The organism is Pseudomonas sp. LBUM1645 (genome assembly GCF_059716185.1).
Window position 1 is genome coordinate 5,399,333 of the sequence record NZ_CP166811.1, and the last position, 26,031, is coordinate 5,425,363.

At 59.5% G+C, this 26,031-nt stretch carries 24 protein-coding genes; 8 read left to right on the forward strand and 16 right to left on the reverse strand.

The features are described 5' to 3' along the window. Positions 1-31: 31 nt before the first annotated feature. The 6 genes from ACA079_RS24415 to ACA079_RS24440 all read right to left on the reverse strand — a co-directional run bounded on the left by ACA079_RS24415 (position 32) and on the right by ACA079_RS24440 (position 7,439). Positions 32-1,612 (reverse strand): aldehyde dehydrogenase (NADP(+)), encoded by a 1,581-nt coding sequence (locus ACA079_RS24415; protein WP_497701235.1) that lies wholly within the window; start codon positions 1,610-1,612, stop codon positions 32-34. Positions 1,613-1,654: 42 nt separating this feature from the next. Then, entirely contained in the window at positions 1,655-2,650 is a 996-nt protein-coding gene (araD1, locus tag ACA079_RS24420) for an AraD1 family protein (protein ID WP_497701236.1), read from the reverse strand. Positions 2,651-2,679: 29 nt separating this feature from the next. Next, positions 2,680-3,855: an L-rhamnonate dehydratase gene (locus tag ACA079_RS24425; protein WP_010462080.1), complete on the reverse strand. Its 1,176-nt coding sequence runs from the start codon at positions 3,853-3,855 to the stop codon at positions 2,680-2,682. A gap of 290 nt (positions 3,856-4,145) precedes the next feature. Next, a complete protein-coding gene (locus tag ACA079_RS24430; protein ID WP_497701237.1) occupies positions 4,146-5,150 on the reverse strand; it encodes a 4-hydroxythreonine-4-phosphate dehydrogenase PdxA in 1,005 nt (334 codons plus the stop codon). Continuing rightward, a complete protein-coding gene (locus ACA079_RS24435; RefSeq protein ID WP_497701238.1) occupies positions 5,147-6,103 on the reverse strand; it encodes an amidohydrolase family protein in 957 nt (318 codons plus the stop codon). The genes ACA079_RS24430 and ACA079_RS24435 overlap by 4 nt, the downstream gene beginning before the upstream one ends. Beyond that, positions 6,096-7,439, reverse strand: a complete 1,344-nt coding sequence (locus ACA079_RS24440; protein WP_497701239.1) for an MFS transporter — start codon at positions 7,437-7,439, stop codon at positions 6,096-6,098. The genes ACA079_RS24435 and ACA079_RS24440 overlap by 8 nt, the downstream gene beginning before the upstream one ends. Positions 7,440-7,816: 377 nt before the next feature. On the opposite strand from ACA079_RS24440, the gene ACA079_RS24445 reads away from it, so the two are divergent. The 4 genes from ACA079_RS24445 (at position 7,817) to ACA079_RS24460 (ending at position 11,956) form a co-directional block, all read left to right on the forward strand. Then, positions 7,817-8,833: a Bug family tripartite tricarboxylate transporter substrate binding protein gene (locus tag ACA079_RS24445; RefSeq protein ID WP_497701240.1), complete on the forward strand. Its 1,017-nt coding sequence runs from the start codon at positions 7,817-7,819 to the stop codon at positions 8,831-8,833. Positions 8,834-8,885: 52 nt separating this feature from the next. Beyond that, positions 8,886-9,419 (forward strand): tripartite tricarboxylate transporter TctB family protein, encoded by a 534-nt coding sequence (locus ACA079_RS24450; protein ID WP_497701241.1) that lies wholly within the window; start codon positions 8,886-8,888, stop codon positions 9,417-9,419. Next, positions 9,416-10,945 (forward strand): tripartite tricarboxylate transporter permease, encoded by a 1,530-nt coding sequence (locus ACA079_RS24455; RefSeq protein WP_497701242.1) that lies wholly within the window; start codon positions 9,416-9,418, stop codon positions 10,943-10,945. The genes ACA079_RS24450 and ACA079_RS24455 overlap by 4 nt, the downstream gene beginning before the upstream one ends. A gap of 69 nt (positions 10,946-11,014) precedes the next feature. Beyond that, positions 11,015-11,956 (forward strand): LysR family transcriptional regulator, encoded by a 942-nt coding sequence (locus ACA079_RS24460; protein ID WP_497701243.1) that lies wholly within the window; start codon positions 11,015-11,017, stop codon positions 11,954-11,956. 33 nt (positions 11,957-11,989) lie between these two features. Here the strand turns inward: ACA079_RS24460 and ACA079_RS24465 are convergent, their stop codons facing one another. From ACA079_RS24465 to cysK, 5 genes are all read right to left on the reverse strand, one after another. Then, a complete protein-coding gene (locus ACA079_RS24465; protein WP_497701244.1) occupies positions 11,990-12,853 on the reverse strand; it encodes a DMT family transporter in 864 nt (287 codons plus the stop codon). Between the two features lie 110 nt (positions 12,854-12,963). Next, positions 12,964-13,128, reverse strand: a complete 165-nt coding sequence (locus ACA079_RS24470) for a hypothetical protein (RefSeq protein WP_457399794.1) — start codon at positions 13,126-13,128, stop codon at positions 12,964-12,966. A gap of 169 nt (positions 13,129-13,297) precedes the next feature. Beyond that, complete coding sequence (locus tag ACA079_RS24475) at positions 13,298-14,551, reverse strand: TerD family protein (protein ID WP_497701245.1); 1,254 nt, start codon at positions 14,549-14,551, stop codon at positions 13,298-13,300. Between the two features lie 286 nt (positions 14,552-14,837). Then, a complete protein-coding gene (locus ACA079_RS24480) occupies positions 14,838-15,776 on the reverse strand; it encodes an aspartyl/asparaginyl beta-hydroxylase domain-containing protein (RefSeq protein ID WP_497701246.1) in 939 nt (312 codons plus the stop codon). A 234-nt stretch (positions 15,777-16,010) separates the two neighbouring features. After that, positions 16,011-16,985, reverse strand: coding sequence for a cysteine synthase A (cysK, locus tag ACA079_RS24485; protein WP_497701247.1), 975 nt, complete (start codon positions 16,983-16,985; stop codon positions 16,011-16,013). A gap of 96 nt (positions 16,986-17,081) precedes the next feature. Between cysK and ACA079_RS24490 the strand changes: the two genes are divergently transcribed. Next, positions 17,082-18,188, forward strand: a complete 1,107-nt coding sequence (locus tag ACA079_RS24490; protein ID WP_497701248.1) for a DUF748 domain-containing protein — start codon at positions 17,082-17,084, stop codon at positions 18,186-18,188. Here ACA079_RS24490 and ACA079_RS24495 read toward each other — a convergent pair. Then, positions 18,185-18,688 (reverse strand): DUF2442 domain-containing protein, encoded by a 504-nt coding sequence (locus ACA079_RS24495; protein WP_497701249.1) that lies wholly within the window; start codon positions 18,686-18,688, stop codon positions 18,185-18,187. The two genes, ACA079_RS24490 and ACA079_RS24495, sit on opposite strands and share 4 nt — an antisense overlap. Before the next feature lie 229 nt (positions 18,689-18,917). Here ACA079_RS24495 and ACA079_RS24500 point away from each other — a divergent pair, with 229 nt between their 5' ends. Together ACA079_RS24500 and ACA079_RS24505 are read left to right on the forward strand one after the other, a co-directional pair. After that, positions 18,918-19,763 (forward strand): AAA family ATPase, encoded by an 846-nt coding sequence (locus ACA079_RS24500; protein WP_007898718.1) that lies wholly within the window; start codon positions 18,918-18,920, stop codon positions 19,761-19,763. 33 nt (positions 19,764-19,796) lie between these two features. Next, a complete protein-coding gene (locus tag ACA079_RS24505) occupies positions 19,797-20,975 on the forward strand; it encodes a vWA domain-containing protein (protein WP_415759556.1) in 1,179 nt (392 codons plus the stop codon). 120 nt (positions 20,976-21,095) lie between these two features. On the opposite strand, the gene ACA079_RS24510 is transcribed toward ACA079_RS24505, so the two are convergent. The 4 genes from ACA079_RS24510 to ACA079_RS24525 all read right to left on the reverse strand — a co-directional run bounded on the left by ACA079_RS24510 (position 21,096) and on the right by ACA079_RS24525 (position 24,837). Continuing rightward, positions 21,096-22,022, reverse strand: coding sequence for a 5-oxoprolinase subunit C family protein (locus ACA079_RS24510; protein WP_497701250.1), 927 nt, complete (start codon positions 22,020-22,022; stop codon positions 21,096-21,098). Further along, complete coding sequence (locus ACA079_RS24515) at positions 22,019-22,723, reverse strand: 5-oxoprolinase subunit B family protein (RefSeq protein ID WP_497701251.1); 705 nt, start codon at positions 22,721-22,723, stop codon at positions 22,019-22,021. The genes ACA079_RS24510 and ACA079_RS24515 overlap by 4 nt, the downstream gene beginning before the upstream one ends. Next, on the reverse strand, positions 22,720-23,472 hold the full coding sequence (locus tag ACA079_RS24520; RefSeq protein WP_497701252.1) for a 5-oxoprolinase subunit PxpA: 753 nt from the start codon (positions 23,470-23,472) through the stop codon (positions 22,720-22,722). The genes ACA079_RS24515 and ACA079_RS24520 overlap by 4 nt, the downstream gene beginning before the upstream one ends. Before the next feature lie 78 nt (positions 23,473-23,550). Beyond that, positions 23,551-24,837 carry an MFS transporter gene (locus tag ACA079_RS24525; RefSeq protein WP_497701253.1) on the reverse strand — a complete coding sequence of 429 codons (1,287 nt, stop codon included), beginning with the start codon at positions 24,835-24,837 and terminating at the stop codon, positions 23,551-23,553. A gap of 173 nt (positions 24,838-25,010) precedes the next feature. Here ACA079_RS24525 and ACA079_RS24530 point away from each other — a divergent pair, with 173 nt between their 5' ends. Next, positions 25,011-25,940 (forward strand): LysR family transcriptional regulator, encoded by a 930-nt coding sequence (locus tag ACA079_RS24530; protein ID WP_497701254.1) that lies wholly within the window; start codon positions 25,011-25,013, stop codon positions 25,938-25,940. The last annotated feature ends 91 nt before the right edge of the window (positions 25,941-26,031 follow it).

Here is a 26,031-nt window from a genome sequence, read left to right on the forward strand (position 1 = left end):
CTCGCGATGGCGGTGGCTCAGACACCGACAATCACAAAGCCAAATCACTCACTTCGCCATCCACCAACCGCCGAATCCCCAGCGGATTAGCGTTCTGCAACGCCTCGGGCAACAACGCATCCGGATAATTCTGGAAGCACACCGGCCGCAGGAAACGATCGATCGCCAACGTGCCGACCGACGTACCCCGCGAATCTGAAGTGGCCGGGTAAGGCCCGCCATGCACCATCGCCTCGCAGACCTCGACTCCCGTCGGATAACCATTTAGCAAAATCCGCCCGACCTTCTCCTGCAGCGCCTCCGCCAGCCAGCGATATTCCAGCAACTCCCCGGCCTCACCAATCAGCGTCGCCGTCAGTTGCCCGCGCAGGCCATGCAATGCCGCCGTCAACTGTGCCCGATCCTCGACTTCAATGACGATGGTGGTCGGCCCGAAAACCTCCTCCTGAAGCAGTTCATCCCCGTTGAGCAACAGACTGACATCAGCCTTGAACACTTGCGGATGAGCCTGACTCCCCTGTTGCGGCTTGCCCGCCAGATGCGTCAGCCCCGGATGTTCGTGCAGCTCTCCCAGGCCTTTGCTGTAGCTGGCCAGCGCGCCGGCATTGAGCATGGTTTGCGCCGATTGCTGGTTCATGCTCGCGCAAAAGCTTTCCAGAAACAGGCTGAACTGCGGTGAACGCAAACCAATGACCAAACCTGGATTGGTGCAAAACTGCCCACAACCCAGTGTCACCGAACCGGCCAGTTGCACAGCGATCTGCTCGCCGCGCACCTTGAGCGCTTCGGGCAGCAGGAACACCGGATTGATACTCGACATCTCGGCAAACACCGGGATCGGCTGCGGCCGGGTCGCGGCCATGTGACTCAGGGCATTGCCGCCCTTGAGCGAACCGGTGAAGCCCACGGCCTGAATCGCCGGGTGCTTGACCAGCCACTCACCGACACCCGCGCCGTAGATCATGTTGAACACGCCGGCTGGCATCTCGGTGCGCTCGGCGGCGCGAATGATGGCGTCCGCTACCCACTCGGCTGTCGCCATGTGCCCACTATGAGCCTTGAACACCACCGGGCAACCGGCGGCCAGCGCCGAGGCGGTATCGCCACCGGCCGTTGAGAACGCCAAGGGAAAGTTACTGGCGCCGAACACCGCAACCGGCCCGAGGGCGATTCGGTACTGACGCAGATCCGGACGCGGTAAAGGCTGGCGATCGGGCAGAGCCCGATCAATCCGCGCACCGTAGAAATCACCGCGACGTAGAACCTTGGCGAACAAGCGCATCTGGCCGCTGGTGCGGGCGCGTTCACCCTGGATACGCCCCCTCGGCAACGCGGTTTCGCGGCACACGGTGGCGACGAAGTCATCGCCCAATGCATCGATTTCATCGGCGATGGCGTCGAGGAATGTCGCGCGTTTTTCCGCGCTCAGGTCGCGGTAGATCGGATACGCAGCGGCCGCGGCCTTGGCGGCGGCATGCACTTCGGTTTCAGAAGCCTGGAAGAAAGTGCCGGGCAGCGGCTCGCCGGTAGTCGCGTCGAGGCTTTGCAGCTGCAACGTACCATTGGCGCTGCGGCGACCGCCGATGTAGTTGTGTCCGAGTAGCGAAGTCATGACTGATTCCTTGACCGGCCAACAGCGCCGATGGTTGAAGGCTTAAAGCGCGCGAACCTGACCGATGGCCAACGGCTGGGCGCTTTCGCCGATACCGTTTTCCAGCGGCGCGCCGAACTCATCGAGGCTGATCTGGAAGCGATCGCCCGGTTGGGGTTTCACCCCGTCGGCAAACGACAGCGTGGCGGTGCCGAAGTAATGCACGTGGACATCGCCGGGACGTAAAAACTGCGCGTATTTGAAGTGGTGAAATTCAAGGTTGGCGAGGCTGTGGCACATGTTGTCTTCGCCGCTGAGAAACTCTTTTTCCCAGATCGTTTCGCCATTGCGTTTGATGCGACTGGTGCCGGCCAGATGCTTGGGCAATTCACCCACCCGCAGCTCCGGACCGTAGGCGCAGAAGCGCAGTTTCGAATGCGCGAGGTACAAGTAATTGCGCCGCTCCATCACATGGTCGGAGAACTCGTTGCCTAAGGCATAACCGACGCGGTACGGCTGGCTGTCATCGCCGATCACGTAGAGACCGGTGAGCTCCGGTTCTTCACCGGCATCTTCGGCAAACGGCGGCACCGGGAAGTCCGCGCCGGGGCGCACGACGATGCTGCCGTCACCTTTGTAGAACCATTCCGGTTGCGCACCGACCTGCCCGGCCGCTGGTTTTCCGCCCTCCAGGCCCCATTTGAAAATGCGCATGGTGTCGGTCATGCCGGCTTCGACTGCGCCATCCTGCTGGTGCATTTTGTCCCGTGCCGAAGCGCTGCCCAAGTGGGTCAGGCCAGTGCCGCTGATCAGGCAATGCGCCGGGTCTTCGTGGTCCAGCGGCGGCAGGACGTTGCCCTGCTGCAACAGTTGCGCATAATCCGGGCCTGGCTCGGTGCCGCGCTGGGCGACTTCTTCTTGCAGGCTGCGCTGGCCGCGGATCGCCGCGAGGGCCAGTTCCCGGGTGCTGCGGGTGCCTTTCAGCACCTGGACCTGCGAGCCTTCGACCAAGCCCACCTGGCGTTCACCGGCAGTGTTTTCAAATTGAATCAGGCGCATGACGGCCTCCAGAAAGTCGGGGATTTGGGTCACTCGATGATGTTGAAGTCGCTCAGGTACTCATCGGAGATTTCCAGGCCCAGGCCCGGCTTGTCATCGTCGAGCTGGATGTAGCCGTTGACCGGTTGCGGCTCGCCCTTGAACACGTAGTAGAAGAGTTCGTTGCCGACTTCGACGTCGAACACCGGGAAGAACTCGGCCATCGGCGAGGCGGTGGTGGACATGGTCAGGTGGTAGTTGTGCATCTGCCCGGCGTGCGGGATCACCGGCACCGACCAGGCCTCGGCCATGGCGTTGATCTTGCGTGCAGCGGTGATGCCGCCGACTCGGTTGGTGTCGTACTGGATCACGTCGACAGCGCGGCGTTCCAGCAGGTCTTTGAAGCCGTAGGAGGTGAACTCATGCTCGCCGCCGGAGATCGGCATGATCCCCATTTTTTTCAGTTCGATGTAACCCTCGATGTCGTCGGCAATCACCGGTTCTTCGAGCCAGCGCGGTTCGAATTCGGCGAGTTTTGGCAACATGCGGCGGGCGTATTCCAAGGTCCAGCCCATGTAGCACTCAAGCATGATGTCGATGTCGGGACCGGCCAGGTTACGCAGCGCCCGCACTTGTTCGATGTTCTTGCGCATGCCTGCCGGGCCGTCTTTCGGACCGTAGCCGAAGCGCATTTTCAGCGCGGTGAAACCCTGATTCAGATAGCCCTGGGCTTCTTCGAGGAACAGGTCGAGGTTGTCGTTGGCGTAGAGCTTGGAGGCATACGTCCAGATCTTTTCCTTGGTGCGGCCGCCGAGCAGTTTGAACACCGGTTTGTTCACGGCTTTGCCCATGATGTCCCAGATCGCGATGTCGATCGCGGAGATCGCCGCCATGCCGATGCCTTTACGGCCCCAGGCGTGGCTCTGGCGATACATCTTCTGCCAGATGTATTCGTTGTCGAACGGGTCTTCGCCAATCGCAATCGGCGCCAGATAGGTGTCGATGATTTCCTTGGCCACACGCGGTGCCAGGGCGCAGTTACCGATGCCGACAAGACCGGTGTCGGTCTCGACTTCCACCACCAGCCAGCCGTGAAAACGGAACGAGCCCATGGCGTCGCCGCGCTCGAACAGGATGTCGCTGGCGTTAGTGCAGAAGTGCGCTTGAGGGGGGACGACTTTGCCTTTCCACTCGAAAACGCGGGTACGGATTGCTTTGATTTTCATGGATACAGTTCCTTGCGCTGCCGGCTTTTTGTAGTTGTTGAGTCGCTGCGCAGAGCCGCTTGGGTGGTCGGCTTTGGCATTCGATGGAGCGACTTTAGCCAGCGCTTGGGGGCTGCGGATAATCACTTATGCGTATCCGACGATAACCTGGAGTGATAGCAAAGACGGGTTATCCAGTAGATCGGGTTATCAGATGAAACGAAAAGATCGCAGCCTTCGGCAGCTCCTACAGGAGAATTCGATCCCCTGGTAGGAGCTGCCGAAGGCTGCGATCTTTTGATCCTAAGCTTTTAGTAGTTGTTGACGCCCATCCGGCACGCAATCTCGAACGCCTGCCGAATCGCCCCGACATTCGCCTTGCCCTGCCCCGCGATATCAAACGCGGTGCCGTGCGCCGGGGTGGTAATCGGAATCGGCAAACCACCCTGCACCGTCACCCCACGGGAGAAGCCCATCAACTTGATCGCGATCTGCCCCTGGTCGTGATACATCGTGACCACCGCGTCAAAGGCACTGGCGTCGCCCTGAACCTTGAGGAAGATCGTGTCGGCCGGATACGGTCCTTCGGCCGCAATCCCCAGCGCCTGAGCCGAGCGCACGGCCGGGCCGATGATGTCCAGTTCTTCGCGACCGAACGAGCCGTTGTCGCCGTTATGCGGGTTCAGTCCACATACACCAATGCGCGGTTTTTCCAGGCCATTGCGTTTGAGCGCGGTGTCGATCAACTGGATCGCTTCCACCACCCGCGTCTGGCTGAGCATGCCCGGCACATCGGCCAGGGCCACGTGGGACGTCACCCGGGAAGTCCAGAGGTTGTCGAGCACGTTGAACTCGCAAAACGGCCCGTGGAAATCCAGCAGCTCGGCGAACCAGTGCAGCTCATCGCTGTGGGCCATGCCGGCCATGTGCAGCGAAGTCTTGTTCAGCGGCCCGAACAGCACCGCGTCGGTGGTGCCGGCCTCGGTCAGGCGCAGGGCTTTTTCCAGGGTATCGAGGCTGTAGCGGCCGCCGATGACACTGGCTTCACTGCGAGGGAACTCACCGAGGGTGTCGCCGCGAAAGTCATAGAACAGCGGCGTGTCATCACGGAAATCCAGCTGATCCAGCGACTCGACGCGACGGTAGGGAAACTCCACCCCGGCGATGCGCATGCCGCGGCGCATTTCCGCTTCGTCGGCGATCAATATCACATTGGCCTGGCTGCGCACTTCGGGTTCACCGAGCAGGCGTGCGATCAGTTCCGGGCCGATGCCCGCCGGGTCGCCCAGGACCATCGCGATGGTTGTCTTGTTCATGCTTCACTCCTCAAGGGTTCAGGCCATGTCCGCTCAATGGCGCAAGGCTCGCAGCGATAAACCCGCTGCGCGTTGCTGTAGAAAAGACGCTCCTGATCGGCGCTGGGCAGATCAGCAACGATGGATTTGAAACCGCTGTAGATGTCGTCGAATGAGCCGCACAGGCTGTCCACCGGGAAGTTGCTGGCGAACATCGCCCGATCGGTGCCGAACATGGCGATCACTTCACGAACGATCCAGGCGTTGTCTTTGGCGCGCCATGCCTGGCCGGCCTGGCCCAGACCGGAAATCTTCACCTGCACGTTCGGCCACTCGGCCAGCCTTGCCATCGCCAGACGCCAACCCGCCAGGCCTTCGGCACTGCGGTCATTGGGCAACCCGGCGTGGTTGAGAATCAGCGTGGTGCCGGGAAAGTCCCGGGCCAGCCGTTCGGCCTCGTGCAGGTTCCACCAGGGGGCCTGCAAATCGAAGTGCAGGCCCAAACCTTCGAGCGCGGCGAAACTGCGGCGCCAGTGTTCGTCACTCATCAGGCTGCGCATATGGCCAACCTGCGCAGGCGAAGTCGGTCCGCCAGGTTTGTGCCGAACGCTGCGCACGCACTTGAAACTGGCTTGCTCGGTCAGTACCGCAATGGCGTCTGGACGGTCGAGCCAGGCTTGTGCCACGACCGCATTCGGCACGCCGTATCGGGCGGCCAGCCCCTCGATAAAAAGGGTTTCGCCAATCGGGTCTTGCGGGTCCCATTCGGTCTCGACGTACACCGTTTGCACCACGCGATGCGGGCCGACGTCAGTGAAATAGTCGTCAGGAAAATAGCGGCGCTTGATCGCGCTGTAATCACCGTAGCGAAACGGGATGTTGGCTTCGGGCGCCAGCCACGGATGGTCATTGATCGACGGGTCCCAGAAGTGATGATGGGCGTCGATGATCGGGCCGTTCCACAACTCACCCATGGCGCACCTCGTCGAGGCTGATGAACAACGTCGCCAACACAAACACTGCCGAGCACACCGCAAAGAACCCCAGCACCGGCGCAAAACCACCGGTCATTTGCAGAATGATCCCCACCAGAATCGGCACCGCGATGCCGCCGGTGCTGCCGGCCATGTTCATCACGCCGCCGATCAACCCGACTCTCGCCGGTGCCGCCAGCAACGCCGGGAAGCTCCAGTAGAGGCTGCCCCACATAAGAAAAAAGGCGGTCATGGCCAACAGCGCCACGGCCGCAAAAGGATTGCTCAGGGTTGGCAGCAACAGGAACGCGCCGAGGGCCACCAGGCCGGAAAACGCCAGCAGGCTCTTGACCGCCATGCCACGGCTGACGCCTTTGCGGATCAGTCCGTCGCAAAGGAAACCACCGGTCAACGAACCCAACGCACCGCACACGAAGATCACGAACGTCGCGGCGCCAATGCCCTTGATATCGAAGCCTCGGGCTTGCGCCAGATAACTCGGCCCCCAGGTCAGCAAGCCGAAATAGACCATCGCCCAACTGGCGCGACCGATCAGCAAACCGCTCAAGGAGCGTGCCGCGATACCCAAGCCTTTGACCGGCACACGCGCGGCTTCGGCAGCAGGCGTCGCGCGCCCGGCGTTGATCTTTTCCAGTTCTTCAGCATTCACTTGTGGGTGGCTGGCCGGGTCATCACGCAGATAACGCCGCGCCAGCCAGGCCAGCACCAACGTCGCGATGCCGGCAATCACGAAGGCCAGACGCCACGAATCCAACGAAGCAATCAGATAGGCAATGATCAACCCGCCCAGCGCCACGCCCAACGGGCTGCCACTGTCCATCAGCACCGCGCCGCGACTGCGCTCGCTCGGTGCCAGCCACAGGGAAATCAACTTGCCGCCAGACGGAAACAACGGTGCCTCTGCGGCCCCGAGTGCGACCCGGGCGAACAACAATGACAACCCTCCGGTCGCAAACGCCGCCAGCACCTGGAACGTACCCCACAACCCGGTGGACCAACTGATGACCCGGTGCGGCCCGAAGCGATCGATCATCCAGCCGCCGGGAATCTGCAACAGCGCATAGGCCCAGAAGAAGCTGCTGAGGATCAGCCCTTGCAGGCTCGGCGACAGGGAAAATTCATTGGCGATGGTCGGCATCGCGATGGACAGCGAGACCCGATCGATCAGGTTGACCATGGTCAATGCAAAGATGATCGCGAAGATCCGCCAGCGCACGCTGCTGGCTTTGGTCGTGCCGGTCAGCGGTGTTGCCGCTGCCGCCGCTGGCTGGGCAACTGCGCCAGGTAGATGCAGGGAAGCACTGGGACGAGCCATGGTGCGTACCTCGTTTTATTATTGTTGTGGAGCTGACGTCGCCGCTTCGTATCGGCGCTGATGAGCACTATCGAAGGCTCAGTGATAACCGTCTAATCAAAACTTGGAATACGGCGATAGCCTCGGGTTATGGCATGCCCTGCTTTCAGAGAGCTTTCAATGGATGACGCAAACTCCGACTTTCCTCGCAAAAGGCTCTGGCGCAAAGCCTTCAGCGATAACCGTCCATTTGCCTGCCTCGACCTATAACCCCAGGCTATCGGTGTATGTATTGTTTTGACTAGACGCGGCGACGGCGGCTTCCCACACTCAGGCCAGGCTTGCAGCTTTACCGCTCCGACAAGTCACTCATAACAACTACAAAAACGAGGCCTTCCATGCGAAATGCATTCGTCCATCGCACATCCCGTCTGTTTCTTGGCTGCACACTGGTCGCCGCCGGTACCCTTCCTGCTTTGGCTCATGCAGCCTGGCAGCCGGACAAGAACGTCGAAATCGTTGTCGCTGGCGGCCCCGGTGGCGGCACCGACCAGCTCGGTCGGCTGATCCAGTCGATCATCACCACCCACAAGTTCCTCGACGTGAATACCATCGTCCTGAACAAGGGCGGCGGCAACGGCGCCGAAGCCTTCCTCGACTTGAAAATGAACAAGGGCGATCCGGAAAAACTGGTTATCGGCACCAATAACATCTACCTGTTGCCGCTGGTATCCAAGCTCGGTTACCAATGGCAGGAGCTGACCCCCATCGCCGCCGTGGCCGAGGACGACTTCATTCTCTGGAGCTACAAGGGCGCACCGTGGAAGGACGCCAAAAGCTTCTACGAAGCGGTCAAAGCTGACCCATCGAACCTGCGCATGGGCGGCAGTCAGTCCAAGGATGTCGACCAGACCCTGACCCTGCTACTGAACCAGACCACCAACAGCAAACTGGTGTACATCCCGTTCAAGAGCGGCAGTGAGGCCGCGACCCAACTGGCCGGCAAACACATCGCCGCCAACGTCAACAACCCCAGCGAAAGCATCAGCCAATGGCGCGGCGATCAGGTCGAACCGCTCTGTGTTTTCAGCAAAGAGCGCATGAGCTACACCGAAAAAGTCGCCGGCGATAAATCCTGGGCCGACGTTCCAACCTGCCACGAACAGGGGCTGGGCATCGATCAATACCGCTTCCCGCGCACCGTGTTCATGCCCGGCGAAGTCACCGCCGAACAACGGGCGTTCTATGTCGAGCTGATGCGCAAAGTCACCGAGACGCCGGAGTTCAAGGCCTACGTCAAACAGAACGCGCTGGTGCCCACCTTCCTCGAAGGCGAGCCGCTGACCGCCTACATTGAGAAAGACACCGCTCGCGTTACGCCGGTGTTCAAAGAAGCCGGCTGGCTGAAAAACTGAGTTGTTCACGGCCGTCCGCCTGCGCACGGCCGTCACCTCTGGAGGTGCATTCATGTCCCATTCTTCGGATTCACCAGCGCTGGTTGGTACCCGCTGGGTCGAACTCGGCCTGGCACTCTTCACCACGCTGATCGGCGCGGTGGTGATGTTCGGCAGTCTCGAACAAGGTATCGGCTGGGGCGATTCCGGCCCCGAGCCGGGTTACTTCCCCTTCTACATCGGCCTGATGCTGAGCGCCGCGAGCGTGGCCAACGGCGTGTTGACCGTGGTGCGCTGGCAAGCCCTGAGCATTTCATTCGTCAGCCGCAGTGCGTTCAAGCAAGTGTTGTCGGTGTTCATTCCGATTGCGCTATTCGTCGGGGCGATGCCGTTCACCGGCATCTACGTGGCTTCGGCGTGTTTCATTGCCTGGTTCATGTGGCGTGACAAGGTCCGCGCCAAGCCTTACAGCAAACTGATGATCGCCAGCGTGTCCCTTGGCGCGGTACTCGCCAGCTACCTGATTTTCGCGTTGTGGTTCAAGGTCCCGCTGGATGCCGGCCCGATGGGCGACTGGATTGCCCTGGCCGGGAGAAAATTCAAATGAGCGAGTTCGATTCCCTGCTGCAAGGCATGAACCTGATCCTGACCCCGGGCCATATCGGCCTGATGGTGATCGGCGTGCTGCTGGGTATTTTGGTCGGCGTGTTGCCCGGCCTCGGCGCCCCCAATGGCGTGGCGTTGCTGCTGCCGCTGACGTTCACCATGTCGCCGGTGTCGGCGATCATTCTGCTGTCGTGCATGTATTGGGGCGCGCTGTTCGGCGGCTCGATCACCTCGATTCTGTTCAATATTCCCGGCGAGCCCTCATCGGTGGCGACCACCTTCGACGGTTACCCGATGGCCCGCGAAGGTCGCGCCGCCGAAGCCCTGACCGCTGCGTTCAGCTCGGCGCTGATCGGCGCACTGGCCGGGGTGTTGTTGCTGACGTTCCTGTCGACAAAGATCGCCGCGTTCGCCATGTCTTTCAGCTCGCCGGAGTTCTTCGCGGTGTACCTGTTGGCGTTCTGCACCTTCATCGGCATGAGCAAAAACCCACCGCTAAAAACCGTGGTCGCGATGATGATCGGCTTCGCCATGGCCGCGGTCGGCATGGACACCGTGTCCGGTAACCTGCGCCTGACCTTCGACCAGCCGACGCTGATGACCGGCATCAGCTTCGAAGTAGCGGTGATCGGCCTGTTCGGTATCGGCGAGATCCTCTGCACCGTCGAGGAAGGTCTAGTGTTCCGTGGCGAGCATGCGCGCATCACGCCGATGATCATCCTGCGCACCTGGGCCAAGTTGCCGCGCTACTGGTGGACGATAGTGCGCAGCACATTGGTCGGTTGCTGGATGGGCATCACGCCCGGCGGGCCAACGGCGGCATCGTTCATGAGTTACAGCCTGGCGCGGCGTTTCTCGAAGAACCGCGAGAACTTCGGCAAGGGTGAACTCGAAGGTGTGATCGCCCCGGAAACCGCTGACCACGCCGCAGGCACCAGTGCCCTGCTGCCGATGCTGACCCTGGGCATTCCCGGTTCGGCCACCGCAGCGGTGATGCTCGGCGGTTTGATGATTTGGGGTCTGCACCCCGGCCCGACGCTGTTCGTCGAGCAACACGATTTCGTCTGGGGCCTGATCGCCAGCATGTACTTGGGCAACGTCGTCAGTCTGATCGTGGTGTTGGCCACCGTGCCGCTGTTCGCTTCGATCCTGCGGATTCCGTTCTCGATCATTGCGCCGATTATCATCATGGTCTGCGCCATCGGCGCCTACTCGGTGCACAACTCGTTCTTCGACGTGGTGCTGATGCTGGGCTTCGGCGCGCTGGGTTATCTGTTCAAGAAACTCGGTTATCCGATCGCTCCGCTGGTGCTTGCCGCCGTGTTGGGCGACAAGGCGGAAGATGCGTTCCGTCAGTCGATGTTGTTCTCCGACGGCCACCTGGGGATCTTCTGGTCCAACCCATTGGTGGGCTGCCTGACCACGGCGGCGTTGCTGATGCTGTTCTGGCCGCTGATTACCAAGGTACTGGGCACGCTGATGGGCCTGCGCAAACCCCATATCGCCAAGCCAAAATCGGTGCTGTGACACGGCAATGCTGGCAACGCCTGACATTTGTTGTCAGGCTTGCCGCAGTCCTTTTTGCGAGCATGGCCCATGACCCGAATTCCTGAAGCCAACGTGATCCACAGCCGACTGCGTCTGCGCCAACTGCGGCTGATGCTGGCGTTGCAGGAATTCGGCTCATTGCGCCGCGCCGCCGACCACATCGGCATGACCCAGCCGGCAGCGACCAAGATGCTGCACGAGGCCGAGGACTTGCTGGGCGTCGAGCTCTTCGAACGTTTGCCCCGGGGAATGCGCTCTACCCCGTTCGGGGAAACCGTCATCTACTACGCGCGCATGGTGTTTGCCGAACTCAGCGGCATGCGTGAAGAACTGGTCGCACTCGAATCCGGCAACCTCGGCCGGGTGGCTGTCGGAGCGATTCCGGCGCTGGCCTCGGGGCTGTTGACCCGCACCATCGCGACCTTGAAACAAAGCCATCCGCGGTTATCCATGAGCATTCAGGTCGATACCAGCGACGTGCTGGTGCAGGCGCTGCTGCAGGACCAACTGGATATCGTGCTGGGGCGGATTCCGGCCGGCGCGCGGGCCGAAGAGTTGCTTTTTGACAGCCTCGGTGAAGAAGCCTTGTGCGTGATCGCCGGCGCGCAACATCCGCTGGCGAAGGAGAAGCAGCTGAGCTGGGCGGAATTGCAGAACATGACCTGGGTGCTGCAACAGCATCCGAGCCCGATGCGTGCGATCATCAATCAGGTGTTTCACAATGCGCGGGTCGACATCCCCAGCAGCATCGTCGAAACCACGTCGATCATGACCCTGCTCTCATTGATCCAGCAGACCGACATGCTCGGCGTGACGCCGGTGTCGGTGGTGGAAGACTATCCGGGCCGTGATTTGCTGGCGGTGTTGCCGATCAAGTTCGAAGCACGACTGCCGCCGTATGGGCTGATTACCCGACGGCATCGCATTCAATCATCGGCGATGCAGGCGTTCATGAATTCGGTGCGGGCCGAGCATGCGCTGGCCAAATAAAAAAGGCCCGGAGCAATGCTCCAGGCCATTTTTTTATGCTGCTTTACGGAATACGAATACCAATCCGACGATGATCAGCAACATGCCAAGCATGCTCAACGCCGCCAACCGGTTGCCGAAAATCAGGTAGTCCATGACCGCCGTCACCGCCGGCACCAGGTAAAACAGACTGGTGACATTGACCAGGTTGCCCCGTGCAATCAGCCGATACAGCAACAAGGTCGCAAGCACCGACACGACCAATCCCATCCACAACACCGGCACGATGAAACCGGTGCTGTGTTCGAAATGAAAGGGTTGGAACGGCACGAAGATCCCGCAGAGCAACAGCCCCGCCAGGTACTGCACTGGCAGCGTGCCGAGTGGATTGTCGGTGATGCGCTTTTGCATGATCGAACCGAACGTCATGCTCGCCAGCGCCAGCAAACCGAAGAGCATACCGGCCAATGACATACCGGCCAGACCGATGCCTTGGTAAACAACCATGATCAACCCGGCCAAACCCAGTGCCAGACCGAACATTCTGCTGGCTGATCGCTGACGCTCCATGATCACCACGGTAAGAATGGGCTGCACGCCCATGATCGTTGCCATGACGCCCGGTGTGACTTTGAGGTCCAGGGCCAGCAGATAAAAAATCTGATAAGCCCCCAGCAACACCACACCCGTGGCCATCGCATACAGCATCGGCTTGCCGCCCTTGGGCAGTTTCAGCTTGAGCAACGGCACCAGCAGCACCAATCCGCAGATCGCGATAGCGAAGCGAATCAACAGAAATGCAAAGGGCGACGCGTGGGCCAGGCCCCATTTGGAGAAGATCGCCCCGCTGCTCCACAGCAAAACGAACAGGCTCGTGGACGCCGCCGCGAGCGCGGTTTTTTTCGAAAGGATAAACATGAATACCACCTGTAGTCAGGCAAAAAGCCAACTCAGCCGAAGCTGAAATTCAGTAGTTTTTTCAGGCGAGCACTTTTTAGACGGGCATGGAAACAGCAGAAAAAAGCTGATCAGCCCGAAACGCCAACGCCCGGCGGTGATACGACTGCGCACACCGGCGTGCTACTGACAGGTGGAGGGTAATGACTGATCTGCACAGGCTGCTGATTCCCGCACGGCACGACGCCAGCGTTGACCGCTGAATCGACTACCGCGTTGATGAGGGAAGCTGGCATGGGCTGATCTTTTTTGAAGGGTAGAAAGTTGGGTTAAAAAACACCGAGCGCCGACTATAACCAGCGCTGGACACAGATTGCAATGACTTGCCGAAAAGACCCGCCAAGCCTACACCACGCCCTCTGGCGTGTGGCGACTCGACGAGTGCCACGCGCCAGCCATACGGACTCAGACGTAGTGTTTCTTGCCGCTTTTTTCCGGTGGATACCCTTTAAACACGGGGGGTCCGTCCATGGTGATCACCAGCGTGTCGCCCTTGCGCGACAGCCAGGGTGTAGCTTCGCTGCCGCTTTTGGAGGTAGCGCCGGACGGACTCAGCTCAATGTGATCCAGGTCTATCTCGATCAAGCCGATCACATAGGTGTAGATCGAGCTGCTGAAAAAACCATCCTTGAACTCAAAAGCGCACTCAACGACCTGGTCGCCGTATTCCATCCGCATCTTCGGCCTCAGCGAAGCCACCGAGACGGCACCATTGCCCACGGCGGAGTAAACGCTGCAGACCAGCGCGACCTTGCCGCCCAATCGCTGGGAGATGGCAGGGTTGATTTCGACCGTTTCGACACCCGGCGCAGAAGCACTGGCATTGACCACGTCTCCGGTGTGGAAAACGAAGGGATCGACGTCAATGGCACCACTCTTGTCGGGAGCCTGGATGATGGACATTCGGCCATCAGGTCGAAGGATGCCGATCCTGAGGTCGAGATCGTCATTGTCCTGCCCATCGCCGTTATCAACCCAGGTCGCGCTGACCCGAATGACCTTTGGTGCGGACGGGCCTTTTTCCAACGACACCTTGTGGCGGGTGCCTGGCTTGTCCAGGGTGATAACGGACTTGGCGATATTGATCGGTTTAGGCGCGGGGGTCGGTGCGACCGCCGGAGTAGATGGCACTTCGTCGTCAACCTCAATCCCGTAGAGGCCGCAGAGCCCGGCAAGACCCGAGGCGAACCCCTGCCATACCGAGCGCGCTTTGAGTTGGCCGCTTCGAACGTACAACTCGAGCACGATGATGCCAGTCTCCTGAGAGAACGCCCCAGGTGCGAGTTCCAGGACCTGGTCGCCAACAATGACTTGGGCGCGCAGGTCCTTGACCGCGGCAAAACCGCCAGCGCTGCCATCTTGCGTCAGGGTGATGGCGATCTTCGTGATACTGGCCGGGAGGCGAGACAGATCAAAGCCGATTCGGTGGCTGACGGAGCCGCTTTGCGTGACCGGTGCGATGAAGGTGGCTGCACCTGAAGCGTGTTCCGGCGCATTGAAGAAAACCATGCCACTGTCATCCATCACCTTACCGGTTTCGGTGGCGAGGAAGGCCGTGAGGTTAACGTCCAGGTTCTCGCCAGCCGCATGGGTGACCACTACCTGCCCTTTGGGCATGCTGAGGGTGGTGTTCTCGCCGGGTTTGAGGGATTGATTCAATTAGAGTCGCCTATTCCATGGGGTGTATGGCAGCACACTGCGTCCGTGCTGCGCCTTCATTGAGGGGGTGCGCGAGCCAGCTGAAAGAAAAGCCTGTCACTTTCAGGGCTGTACCGCCGGGAGGGAGTTTAACGGCTTGCGTCCCTCTATGGCGCTTTGTGCGAGTCAACCACGTCAGGAGCGCACCCAAGCGCCAGAGTCCACCGGGGTTAGCTTGGTTACCCGTCAACTTGACTCGCACAAAAAACCGCTCACATAGAGCGGTTTTATTGTTCAGATGCCGGTCTTAACCAAACAACCAATACCCCAACAACGTCAGCACCACCACCGCCAACACTGGCCGCAGCACGCGGTACGCCTTGGGATTACGACGCTTCCACTGTTTGACCACACCGCTGAACTTGTCGCTGGAGTTCTTGCTCCAGGCGTAAACCTGGTTAATCCCGCCAACACGTTCATCATCAAGATTCTGCGGTGCAGTGGCGCGCCCCAAAAAGCCACTGACCCAGCGGTTGATGCGGGTCATCAGGCGGTTGCTCAACGGTCGTTCGATGTCGCAAAACAGGATGACCCGAGTCTTGTCGGTTTCGTTCTTGACCCAATGCACGTAGGTTTCGTCGAACATCACGTCTTCGCCATCGCGCCAGGCGTAGACCTGACCGTCGACGAAGATCCGGCAATCGTCAGAGTTCGGCGTCGACAGCCCCAAGTGATAACGCAGGGAACCGCCGAACGGATCACGGTGCGGGTTGAGGTGGCTGCCGCCTGGCAGCAACGCGAACATGGCGCCTTTGACGTTGGGAATGCTGCTGAGCAGTGCCACGGTTTTCGGGCACAGGGCTTCGGCCGATGGCAGTGGTTTGTCGTACCACTTGAGGTAAAAACGCTTCCAGCCTTTCTTGAAGAACGAACCGAATCCGGCGTCGTTGTTCCTTTCGGCGGCGCGGATGTAACCCTCGTCGAACAAATGCATCGCTTCGTCGCGGATGACTTCCCAGTTGTCCTTGAGCACATCCAGTTCCGGGAACTTGCTGCGGTCAAGATAGGGTTTGGATGGCACGCTGGAGAACAGGTACATCAAGGCGTTATAGGGCGCGAACAAAGCCGAGTGGTTGACGAACTGACGCAAGACCGGCAAACGCGCCTTCCCGCGTAAATGCACATAGAGGGTGCTGCCGAGGAACAGCAGCAACAGCGACGCCTTCGCGGCAAGGGAAACGGTCATCAACAACTCCTTGATAGTAGACAACTTTGCACAACGCCATTTACCCGACGTGGCTGCCGGCCATGATAAACATTACCGGCCTCGGGAAGAACCCGTGTATCTCAACATTCACTGTTAAGGATTGCGCAATAAAGCACTTCTTAACATAAGGTTCCTGAACGGGGGCTGACCTGAATCACCCCCCGTTACACAAGTTCAAAAACAAGAGCAAAAGATCGCAGCCTGCGGCAGCTCCTACTGCTGATTCTCCTGATCGGTAAACAGATCACTGAACAGCATGCTCGACAGGTAGCGTTCACCGGAGTCCGGCAGGATCACCACGATGGTCTTGCCCTGCATTTCCGGGGTTTCCGCCAGTCGGACGGCCACCGCCATGGCGGCTCCGCAGGAAATGCCGCTCAAAATCCCTTCTTCCTGCATCAGGCGCAGGGCCATGGCCTTGGATTCTTCATCGCTGACCAACTCAACCCGATCGACCATCGACAGATCAAGATTCTTCGGCACAAAACCGGCACCAATACCCTGGATCTTGTGAGGGCTCGGCTTGATTTCTTCACCGGCCATTGCCTGGGTGATAACCGGCGACACCGCTGGCTCCACCGCCACCGAAATAATCGGTTTGCCCTGGGTATTCTTGATATACCGCGAAACCCCGGTAATGGTTCCACCCGTTCCAACGCCTGCCACCAGTACGTCGACAGCACCGTCGGTGTCGTTCCAGATTTCCGGACCGGTCGTTTTTTCGTGGATCGCGGGGTTGGCCGGGTTTTCAAACTGCGACGGCATGAAGTAGGCAGTCGGGTCGCTGGCGACAATTTCAGCAGCCTTCTCGATTGCTCCTTTCATGCCCTTGGCCGGTTCGGTCAGTACCAGTTCGGCCCCCAGTGCCTTGAGCACTTTGCGACGCTCGATACTCATGGACGCCGGCATGGTCAGCATCAGCTTGTACCCGCGAGCTGCAGCAACGAACGCCAGGCCGATACCGGTATTGCCTGAGGTCGGTTCGACGATGGTCATGCCAGGCTTGAGTTTGCCGGTGCTTTCGGCGTCCCAGATCATGCTTGCACCGATCCGGCACTTGACCGAGTAACCGGGGTTACGCCCTTCGATCTTGGCCAGGATGGTCACGCCGCGCGGGGCGATACGGTTGATCTGCACCAGCGGTGTATTGCCGATGGAATGGGCGTTGTCAGCGTAGATACGGCTCATGGCTGGGTCCTTATACAGCGTTAAATAAGCTCTCCAAGGTATGCCTGTTGCCGTTGATCGTCCAGTCAGTCGAACGTCCCGTAACCGCAGCAGTCAATGGCTTTACAACGCCAGAGATTTGCCATCATGAAACGCAGATACAGTTGGCCCCTGTGGACCCTCGCCGGCCTCGTTGTGCTGCTGATTGCCCTGCACATCGCCCTGCCCTACATGGTGCGCGACTACCTGAATGACAAGCTGGCGAACATGGGCGACTACCGTGGCCAGATCACTGATGTGGACTTGGCCCTGTGGCGCGGTGCGTACAAAATCAACGGGCTGAAAATCGTCAAGGTCAGCGGCAAGGTCCCGGTGCCTTTCGTCAACGCGCCGCTGATCGACCTTTCCATCAGCTGGCACTCGCTCTTGTACGACCACGCTGTCGTGGCCGAGGTGCAGTTCTTCAAACCCGAGGTGAACTTCGTCGACGGCGGCGCCAACAAGCAAAACTCCCAGACCGGTCAGGGCACCGACTGGCGTGCGCAGTTGAGCAAACTGGCACCCATTACCTTGAACGAAGTGCGGATCAGCGATGGCAAGATCAGTTTCCGCAACTTCAATTCCAAGCCCCCCGTGAACATGAACGCCACTCAGGTCAACGCCAGCATTTACAACCTTACCAACGTGGTCGACACCAAAGGCAAGCGCGACGCTCGCTTCGAAGGCAAGGCGCTGCTGCTCGGGCACGCGCCACTGGAAACCACCGCCACCTTCGACCCTTTAAGCAACTTTGAAGATTTCGAGTTCCGCCTGCGGGCCAAAGACATCGAGCTCAAACGCATGAACGACTTTGCCTCCGCCTATGGCAAGTTCGACTTCAATGCCGGTCACGGAGACGTGGTCATTGAAGCGCAGGCTAAAAAAGCTCAATTAACGGGTTACATCAAACCGCTGCTGAAGGACGTCGACGTGTTCAATTGGCAGCAGGACGTCGAGAACAAGGACAAAGGGATTTTCCGCTCCATTTGGGAGGCCATCGTCGGCGGCTCCGAAACGGTGCTGAAAAACCAGGGCAAGAACCAGTTTGCGACTCGCGTGGAACTGAGCGGCAATGTGCATCGCCGAGATATCAGCGCATTCGAGGCTTTTTTGCAGATTTTACGCAACGGCTTCATCCAGGCCTTCAATGCCCAATACGAACGGCCCAAGCCGGATGCGGGCTAAGGCTTGCGTGTGACGGTATAGCGACCGGTTTCTTCGGCCGCCCGCGCCGGGCTCGATTGCTGCTGCAAGAAGTCCCAGCCCAGACAGGCCAGTGCCAGCGATCGTGGTACGGCTTCACGACCACTGCTGTAACGGGTGATGCTGCGGGCACTGACCCCTAACGCTTCGGCCGCCTGATTGAGCGGCAGCCCGGTACGAGCGCGCCAGTCGATGAAGATCCGGGTGTTTTCGTCCGATGCATTTTGTGCGAGCGCATCCAGATACAGAGTGTCTGCGCCGATCTGGATGTCCAGTTCGGGCCACTCAACGCTCCAGCCTTCATCACCCAGGGTTGCCCCTTCGAAAGCGCCAACCTCCAGCAACGGCTGCAACCCTGGGTAGGCGCGCAGGTCCCGAGTCAAATCGAGGTTCAGTTGCTGACCGTCGATAAAAGTCAGCATAAGGCGGTGAACCGGCAACGCCTGCACGGCCGACAGCCGCGGTCGTTTCATGGGTAACATCGTTTCCAATCCTCCAGCAATTGCACCTGATGGGCAAGCTATCGCCAAAATGGCGATAGCTCAATACTGGCCACAGCCGAGACTGAGTCAAGATGTGACGCCCCATTCAGAGACTGAATAAGCCGTCTGCGTTCACAGTCGACCGGGCACCGCGTTATAGTCGGGTACTACAATTATTGCGCCCCGCCCTGCTTCGTTCAGGTCGGCATCACCGTTCGAGGATTAGCAGATGAAGTTCGAAGGCACCCAGGCCTACGTCGCCACCGATGACCTGAAGCTGGCGGTCAACGCCGCCATCACCCTGGAGCGTCCGCTGCTGGTCAAGGGCGAACCGGGCACCGGCAAGACCATGCTCGCCGAGCAACTGGCCGAGTCCTTCGGTGCCAAATTGATCACGTGGCACATCAAGTCCACGACCAAGGCGCATCAGGGCCTGTACGAGTACGACGCGGTCAGCCGCCTGCGCGATTCGCAGCTGGGCACGGAAAAAGTCCATGACGTTCGCAACTACCTGAAAAAGGGCAAGCTCTGGGAAGCCTTCGAATCCGAAGAGCGGGTGATCCTGCTGATCGATGAAATCGACAAGGCCGACATCGAGTTCCCGAACGACTTGCTGCAAGAACTCGACAAGATGGAGTTCTACGTTTACGAGATCGACGAGACCATCAAGGCCAAGAAACGCCCGATCATCATCATTACCTCCAACAACGAGAAAGAACTGCCGGACGCCTTCCTGCGCCGCTGCTTCTTCCATTACATCGCTTTTCCCGACCGCGTCACGATGCAGAGGATCGTCGATGTGCACTACCCGAACATCAAGAAAGACCTGGTCAGCGAAGCGCTGGACGTGTTCTTCGACGTGCGCAAGGTGCCGGGCCTGAAGAAAAAACCATCGACCTCCGAACTGGTGGACTGGCTGAAGCTGCTGATGGCCGACAACATCGGCGAAGCAGTGCTGCGCGAGCGCGATCCGACCAAGGCCATTCCGCCGCTGGCAGGCGCTTTGGTGAAGAACGAACAGGACGTGCAGTTGCTTGAACGTCTGGCGTTCATGAGCCGTCGCGGCACTCGCTGATCCCTCTGTTTAACAAGATAGAGGGCGATAGCCATGCTGCTTAACCTGTTCAATGAAATGCGTGCAGCCAAGGTGCCGGTCTCGGTACGCGAACTGCTGGACCTGATCAACGCGCTTAAACAGCGCGTGACCTTCGCCGACATGGACGAGTTTTATTACCTGTCCCGGGCGATTCTGGTGAAGGACGAAAAGCATTTCGACAAGTTCGACCGGGCGTTCGGTGCCTATTTCAACGGCCTGGAAAAACTCGACGACCACCTTCAGGCATTGATCCCGGAAGACTGGCTGCGCAAAGAGTTCGAGCGTTCGCTGACCGAAGAAGAGCGGGCGGCGATCCAGTCCCTCGGCGGCCTGGACAAGCTGATCGAGGAGTTCAAGAAACGCCTCGAAGAACAGAAAGAACGTCATGCCGGCGGTAACAAGTGGATCGGCACCGGCGGCACCAGCCCGTTTGGCTCCGGCGGCTTCAACCCGGAAGGCATTCGGGTCGGCGATGCCGGCAAGCGTCAGGGCAAAGCGGTCAAGGTCTGGGATCAGCGCGAGTACAAAAACCTCGACGATTCGGTTGAGCTGGGCACGCGCAACATCAAAGTCGCCCTGCGCCGATTGCGCAAATTCGCGCGTCAGGGTGCGGCGGAAGAGCTGGACATCGATGGCACCATCGACCACACCGCGCGCGATGCCGGGCTGCTGAACATCCAGATGCGTCCGGAGCGGCGCAACACCGTGAAATTGTTGCTGCTGTTCGACATCGGCGGCTCGATGGACGCCCACGTGAAGATCTGCGAGGAGTTGTTCTCGGCCTGCAAGACCGAATTCAAGCACTTGGAGTATTTCTACTTCCACAACTTCATTTATGAATCGGTGTGGAAGAACAACATGCGCCGCTCTTCCGAGCGCACTTCGACCCAGGACCTGCTGCACAAATACGGCGCCGACTACAAAGTGATCTTCATCGGTGACGCCGCCATGGCACCGTACGAAATCACCCAGGCCGGCGGCAGCGTCGAGCACTGGAACGAAGAAGCCGGTTACGTGTGGATGCAGCGGTTCATGGAGAAGTACAAGAAGGTCATCTGGATCAACCCGTATCCGAAAGATACGTGGGGCTATACGTCTTCGACCAACATCGTGCGGGACTTGATTAACGACCAGATGTATCCGCTGACGTTGCGGGGGTTGGAGGAAGGGATGCGGTTTCTTTCCAAATAATCTTCGGTGTCTGGTCTGACGCTATCGCGAGCAAGCTCGCTCCCACAATGGATTTGGTCGTACACAAGGAATGTGTTCGCCAGAGATCAAACTGTGGGAGCGAGCTTGCTCGCGATGCTTTTAGCGGTTCGCAAACTGGCGTAGATACTCGACTTGTTCCCGATGCGCGACTTCCTGCACCACTGGTTTCAACCGCACCTGCGCCCCCGGCAGACACTGCGCCAACCTGGCCAACGCCAACGGCGTCAACGCCCCCAATCGCGGATAACCCCCAATGGTCTGCCGATCATTAAGCAGCACAATCGGCTGCCCGTCCGGCGGCACCTGAACTGCACCCAGCGGGATGCCTTCGGAAATCATCGGCTTACCCTGATACTGCAATGCCGTTCCCAGCAAGCGGATGCCCATCCGGTCGGCACGGCTGTCGAGGGTCCAGACGCTGTTGAACGCGTCGAACGAACTCTGTCCACTGAACTCGCCGATCTGGGCACCGAGCACCAGGTCCAGTGGCGCGTTGAGTTTGAAATCCGGCACCTGTTCGGGCGTCAACGCCCGCAGCAGTAACAGCGAGCTCCCCGAGTAGCTCAACTGCGCATCTTTGGCCAATGCCCGGCCCATGCCATCCAGCCCGCCGAGCTCCTCACGGACCACGGTTGCGCTACTGCCCAACACCTTTGGCGCATCAAATCCGCCCGGGGCTGCCAAATAAGCTCGGGCGCCAAGCAGCGGCTGAGTGAACTGCAATTGCTGGCCTTTGTTCAGCCTGAAACTGCGCCACGGTGCCAACGCCTCGCCATCCACCTGCGCCCCCAGATCCGCCCCGGCCAACGCCAGCACGCAATCCTCTTCGGCAACGACGGTGAACCCACCGAGGGTGATTTCAATCACCGGTGCATCCAGGCCATTGCCCAGCAACCAATTAGCCCATGACATCGATCGCCAATCCGCCGCCCCGCCCTGGGTCACGCCCAGATGCCGCACGCCAAAACGGCCAGCGTCCTGCAACAGGCACAGCGGTGTACTCGCTTCTATTGATAGACGGCTCATGCCTGCGCCTCCAACGGCGTGTCATCACCGCCCAGATTGATGAATTCAGCATGGCTGACGGCTTCGAAGCGCACTGTATCGCCCGGTTGCATCAGGCTGTAGCCGTCGCGTTCGCGGTCGAACAATTTGGCCGGGGTGCGACCGATCAGATTCCAGCCACCGGGGGACACCACCGGGTAAGCGGCCGTTTGGCGTTCGGCGATGCCGACACTGCCGGCGGCCACCTTTTTGCGCGGAGTGTTCAAACGCGGCGCGGCCAGTGCTTCTTCCACCAGCCCCATGAAGGCGAAACCCGGCGCAAAACCCAAAGCGAATACCTGATATTCGCGCTCGCTGTGGCGGCGGATCACTTCATCCACGGCCAATCCGCTGCGCTGGGACAACAGGCTCAACTCCGGGCCAACGCTCAAGTCATACCAGACCGGCAACACATGACATTTGCCGCGGGTGCAGGCATTGGGCGACAGATCGATCAAGGCCTCGGCGATCAGCTCCCGAGCCTGAGCCGGACTCAACGCGGTCAGATCGTAATGCACCATCAACGTCGTATAGGACGGCACCAGATCGATCAGATGCCCGGCGAACGCAGCACGCAGACTTTCACTGGCAGCGAGCATCCACGGCATGTTGGCCTCGCTGATCTCATCAAACAGACGGACCATCAAGCAATCCAGCGCCACCACTTCGACCCGGATTTTCATGGCGCGCTCTGCTGATCAAGTGCTTCGCGAATACGCCGCACAGCGGCTACCGAACTGGCATTGTCGCCGTGTACGCAGAGGGTGTTGGCCTGCAAGTGCAAGTCACTGCCATCGCTGGCCGTGAGGTTGCCGCCGCGGGCAATGGTCAGCGCCTGCTCGATGATTGTTTCGGGATCGTGATGCACCGCGCCCGGCAGTTGCCGTGAGACCAACATTCCTGCGCTATCGTAAGCGCGATCGGCGAAGGCTTCGAACCACAGGGTCACGCCGTATTCATCGCCCAATTGCTGGGCTGCGCTGTTGTCGCGAGTGGCCATCAACATCAGCGGTAACTCACGATCATAGGACGCCACGGCCTGAAGCACCGCGCGCAATTGCGCCGGGTTGGCCATCATGTCGTTGTACATCGCTCCGTGCGGCTTGACGTAACTCACCCGCCCACCCTGCGCCCGGCAAATGCCGTCCAGGGCGCCGATCTGGTAATGCACAATGTCCTGAAGTTCCTGGGCGGTGTAGGCCATGGAACGGCGGCCGAAGCCGACCAGATCCTGATAGGCCGGATGTGCGCCGATCTGCACGCCGTTGCTCAAGGCCAGGCTGACGGTCTTGCGCATGATGCTCGGGTCGCCGGCGTGGAAACCGCAGGCGATGTTGGCGCAATCGATGAAGGGCATGACCTCGGCGTCCAGACCCATGGTCCAGTTGCCGAAACTCTCGCCGATGTCGCAGTTCAATAGCAGGCGGCTCACGGTGAACACTCCTGTAAGTTTTATTCTTTTCTATCTGTTAGGCATTTGCCCGCAGATTATCAGTTGCTGTGCATTAAGTTATTGGGCTTCGAGTTGCTTGCCACGGGTTTCCGGCAAGCTCAGGGCCGCAAGGATCACTACCCCGTAGGACACCGCCGCAAAAGCACCGATTCCCACACTCAATGGCACCTTCTGGCTCATCACGCCGATCAACAGCGGGAACAACGCCGCCAGCGCCCGGCCGATGTTGTAGCAAAATCCCTGACCCGAACCGCGAATCCGCGTTGGAAACAGCTCGGTCAAAAACGCGCCCATGCCGCTGAAGATCCCCGAGGCGAAGAAGCCCAAAGGAAAGCCCAGCCAGAGCATCACGCCATTGCTGACCGGCAATTGGGTGTAGAGCAGAACAATGGTGAACGAGCCGACCGCGAACAGAATGAAGTTCTTTTTACGCCCGAGGATGTCAGTCAAATACGCGCTGATGACGTAACCGACGTAGGAACCGACGATCACCATCGCCAGATAACCGCCCGTACCGAGTACGCTCAAACCGCGCTCATTTTTCAGAAAGGTCGGCAACCAGGAGGTGATCGCGTAGTAACCGCCCAGAGCGCCTGTGGTCAGCACCGACGCGCGAATCGTGGTGAAAAGGATGCCGGGAGCGAAGATCTCGTAGAATTTTGCCGGATTGCTGGGTTCTTGCTTAGCCTTGGCTTCGCGATAGATTTCCGGGTCCTTGACCAGCCGACGGACGAAGATCACAAAAATCGCCGGTACGATGCCAAGGATGAACAGAGCGCGCCAGGCGTCTTCCGGTGGCAGCACCGAGAACAGCAGCGCATACAAGATCGCCGTCAGCCCCCAACCCAATGCCCAGCCGGATTGCACCATGCCAACAGCCTTGCCGCGGTCCTTGGCGCGAATCACTTCCCCCATCAGCACTGCGCCGGCGGTCCATTCGCCGCCGAAACCGAAGCCCATCAGGGTGCGGCTGATCAGCAGTTGTTCGTAGTTTTGAGCGAAACCGCAGAGGAAGGTGAAGAAGGCGAACCACAGAACGGTAAGTTGCAGAGTGCGTACGCGACCGATGCGGTCGGAGAGAATCCCTGCCACCCAACCGCCGATGGCCGAGGCGATCAAGGTGCTGGTGTGAATCAGCCCGGCCTCGCCGGTGGTGATGCCCCACATCGCAATCAGGGTCGGCACCACGAAGCTGAGCATTTGAGTGTCCATGCCGTCCAGGCCATAGCCGATCTTGCAGCTCCAGAAGGTGCGGCGTTCCTGCTTGTTGATGTTGCGGTACCAGTCGAAAGGTCCCGGGCGAGCCGTGGCTTTTGGGATGTCGAGCGTGTCGGGCGCACTCATGGCAAATCTCCGCGCTAATTTTTATTGGTATTGTTCTGAGCCCCGACGACGCCTATCGTGGGAACCGGATGGCCTGATTTTTGGACTCCTTGCCCTGCTGTGTCCAACTAATAAAATACCGCCCTAGACATAAGAAAACCTTATCCCAACGGCGGGTCGCACGAGCTGACCCCATGAACCTGAAGTTTCTCGAGACCTTTGTCTGGGTCGCCCGACTCAAGAGTTTTCGCCTGACGGCAGACAAGCTCTTCACCACCCAGGCGTCGATTTCCAGCCGCATTGCCGTGCTCGAAGGCGAGCTCGGGGTGAAGCTGTTCCTGCGCGATTCACGTGGCGTGAGCCTGACGCCCGAAGGCTTGAAAGTGCTCGAGTACGCCGAGCAAATGATGGACACCATGCAAGCCCTCAAGCAGTCGATCGAAACCCGTTCGAGCAAGGTCGGACGGGTTCGCATCGGCGTGATGGACACGGTTATCCATACCTGGTTGAGCCCGTTGGTGGCACAAATGATGGATCACTATCCGCTGGTGGAAATCGAGCTGGTGGCCGATACCGCGCTCAACCTCTGCGATCAGCTGCAAAAAGGCTTTCTCGATCTGATCCTGCAAACCGACCTGTTGCGTCAGGAAAGCGTGCGCAGCCTTGAGCTGGCCAGTCACCCGATGGGCTGGATTGTCGCGACTAACTCGATCTACAACCGCGAGTATTCAGGCATTGCCGACCTGGCGCGGGAACGGATCATTACCTATTCGAAAAACTCCCATCCGCATCAGGAGATTCTCGCCCTGATGCAGGCCAACGGCATCATGACGCCACGGTTGAACTGCGTGAACTCGGTATCGGCGATCACCCGGTTGCTGCGGGACGGATTTGGTATTGGTGCGCTACCGCCGGTGCTGGTAGCCGAGGAACTGGCGCGGGGGGAATTGACCTTGCTGGCCATCGATCAACGGCCACCGAATTTGCAGGTGGTGGTGTCGTGGCGGGTTGGCGTGGAGTGGGTCGAAGAAATCGTGACGTTGTGTCAGCAAGTCGTGGAGCGCTATGCGCAGAAAGTGGGCGAGGACTACCTCGTTTTGAGCAAACCCATGGCCAGAATCTGAAGGACATTTCCCAAGTTTTAAATATGAACCACTATCATTTGCATTATTTTTTCAGAACGGTATTCTCTGCGCGCTTTCAGCTAACCCACTG

What these genes read in the sequence shown, in the direction of transcription:
- ACA079_RS24415 (WP_497701235.1), bottom strand. Translation starts at nt 1,612, where the DNA reads ATGACTTCGCTACTCGGACACAACTACATCGGCGGTCGCCGCAGCGCC.
- araD1 (WP_497701236.1), bottom strand. Translation starts at nt 2,650, where the DNA reads ATGCGCCTGATTCAATTTGAAAACACTGCCGGTGAACGCCAGGTGGGC.
- ACA079_RS24425 (WP_010462080.1), bottom strand. Translation starts at nt 3,855, where the DNA reads ATGAAAATCAAAGCAATCCGTACCCGCGTTTTCGAGTGGAAAGGCAAA.
- ACA079_RS24430 (WP_497701237.1), bottom strand. Translation starts at nt 5,150, where the DNA reads ATGAACAAGACAACCATCGCGATGGTCCTGGGCGACCCGGCGGGCATC.
- ACA079_RS24435 (WP_497701238.1), bottom strand. Translation starts at nt 6,103, where the DNA reads ATGGGTGAGTTGTGGAACGGCCCGATCATCGACGCCCATCATCACTTC.
- ACA079_RS24440 (WP_497701239.1), bottom strand. Translation starts at nt 7,439, where the DNA reads ATGGCTCGTCCCAGTGCTTCCCTGCATCTACCTGGCGCAGTTGCCCAG.
- ACA079_RS24445 (WP_497701240.1), top strand. Translation starts at nt 7,817, where the DNA reads ATGCGAAATGCATTCGTCCATCGCACATCCCGTCTGTTTCTTGGCTGC.
- ACA079_RS24450 (WP_497701241.1), top strand. Translation starts at nt 8,886, where the DNA reads ATGTCCCATTCTTCGGATTCACCAGCGCTGGTTGGTACCCGCTGGGTC.
- ACA079_RS24455 (WP_497701242.1), top strand. Translation starts at nt 9,416, where the DNA reads ATGAGCGAGTTCGATTCCCTGCTGCAAGGCATGAACCTGATCCTGACC.
- ACA079_RS24460 (WP_497701243.1), top strand. Translation starts at nt 11,015, where the DNA reads ATGACCCGAATTCCTGAAGCCAACGTGATCCACAGCCGACTGCGTCTG.
- ACA079_RS24465 (WP_497701244.1), bottom strand. Translation starts at nt 12,853, where the DNA reads ATGTTTATCCTTTCGAAAAAAACCGCGCTCGCGGCGGCGTCCACGAGC.
- ACA079_RS24470 (WP_457399794.1), bottom strand. Translation starts at nt 13,128, where the DNA reads ATGCCAGCTTCCCTCATCAACGCGGTAGTCGATTCAGCGGTCAACGCT.
- ACA079_RS24480 (WP_497701246.1), bottom strand. Translation starts at nt 15,776, where the DNA reads ATGACCGTTTCCCTTGCCGCGAAGGCGTCGCTGTTGCTGCTGTTCCTC.
- cysK (WP_497701247.1), bottom strand. Translation starts at nt 16,985, where the DNA reads ATGAGCCGTATCTACGCTGACAACGCCCATTCCATCGGCAATACACCG.
- ACA079_RS24490 (WP_497701248.1), top strand. Translation starts at nt 17,082, where the DNA reads ATGGCTTTACAACGCCAGAGATTTGCCATCATGAAACGCAGATACAGT.
- ACA079_RS24495 (WP_497701249.1), bottom strand. Translation starts at nt 18,688, where the DNA reads ATGTTACCCATGAAACGACCGCGGCTGTCGGCCGTGCAGGCGTTGCCG.
- ACA079_RS24500 (WP_007898718.1), top strand. Translation starts at nt 18,918, where the DNA reads ATGAAGTTCGAAGGCACCCAGGCCTACGTCGCCACCGATGACCTGAAG.
- ACA079_RS24505 (WP_415759556.1), top strand. Translation starts at nt 19,797, where the DNA reads ATGCTGCTTAACCTGTTCAATGAAATGCGTGCAGCCAAGGTGCCGGTC.
- ACA079_RS24510 (WP_497701250.1), bottom strand. Translation starts at nt 22,022, where the DNA reads ATGAGCCGTCTATCAATAGAAGCGAGTACACCGCTGTGCCTGTTGCAG.
- ACA079_RS24515 (WP_497701251.1), bottom strand. Translation starts at nt 22,723, where the DNA reads ATGAAAATCCGGGTCGAAGTGGTGGCGCTGGATTGCTTGATGGTCCGT.
- ACA079_RS24525 (WP_497701253.1), bottom strand. Translation starts at nt 24,837, where the DNA reads ATGAGTGCGCCCGACACGCTCGACATCCCAAAAGCCACGGCTCGCCCG.
- ACA079_RS24530 (WP_497701254.1), top strand. Translation starts at nt 25,011, where the DNA reads ATGAACCTGAAGTTTCTCGAGACCTTTGTCTGGGTCGCCCGACTCAAG.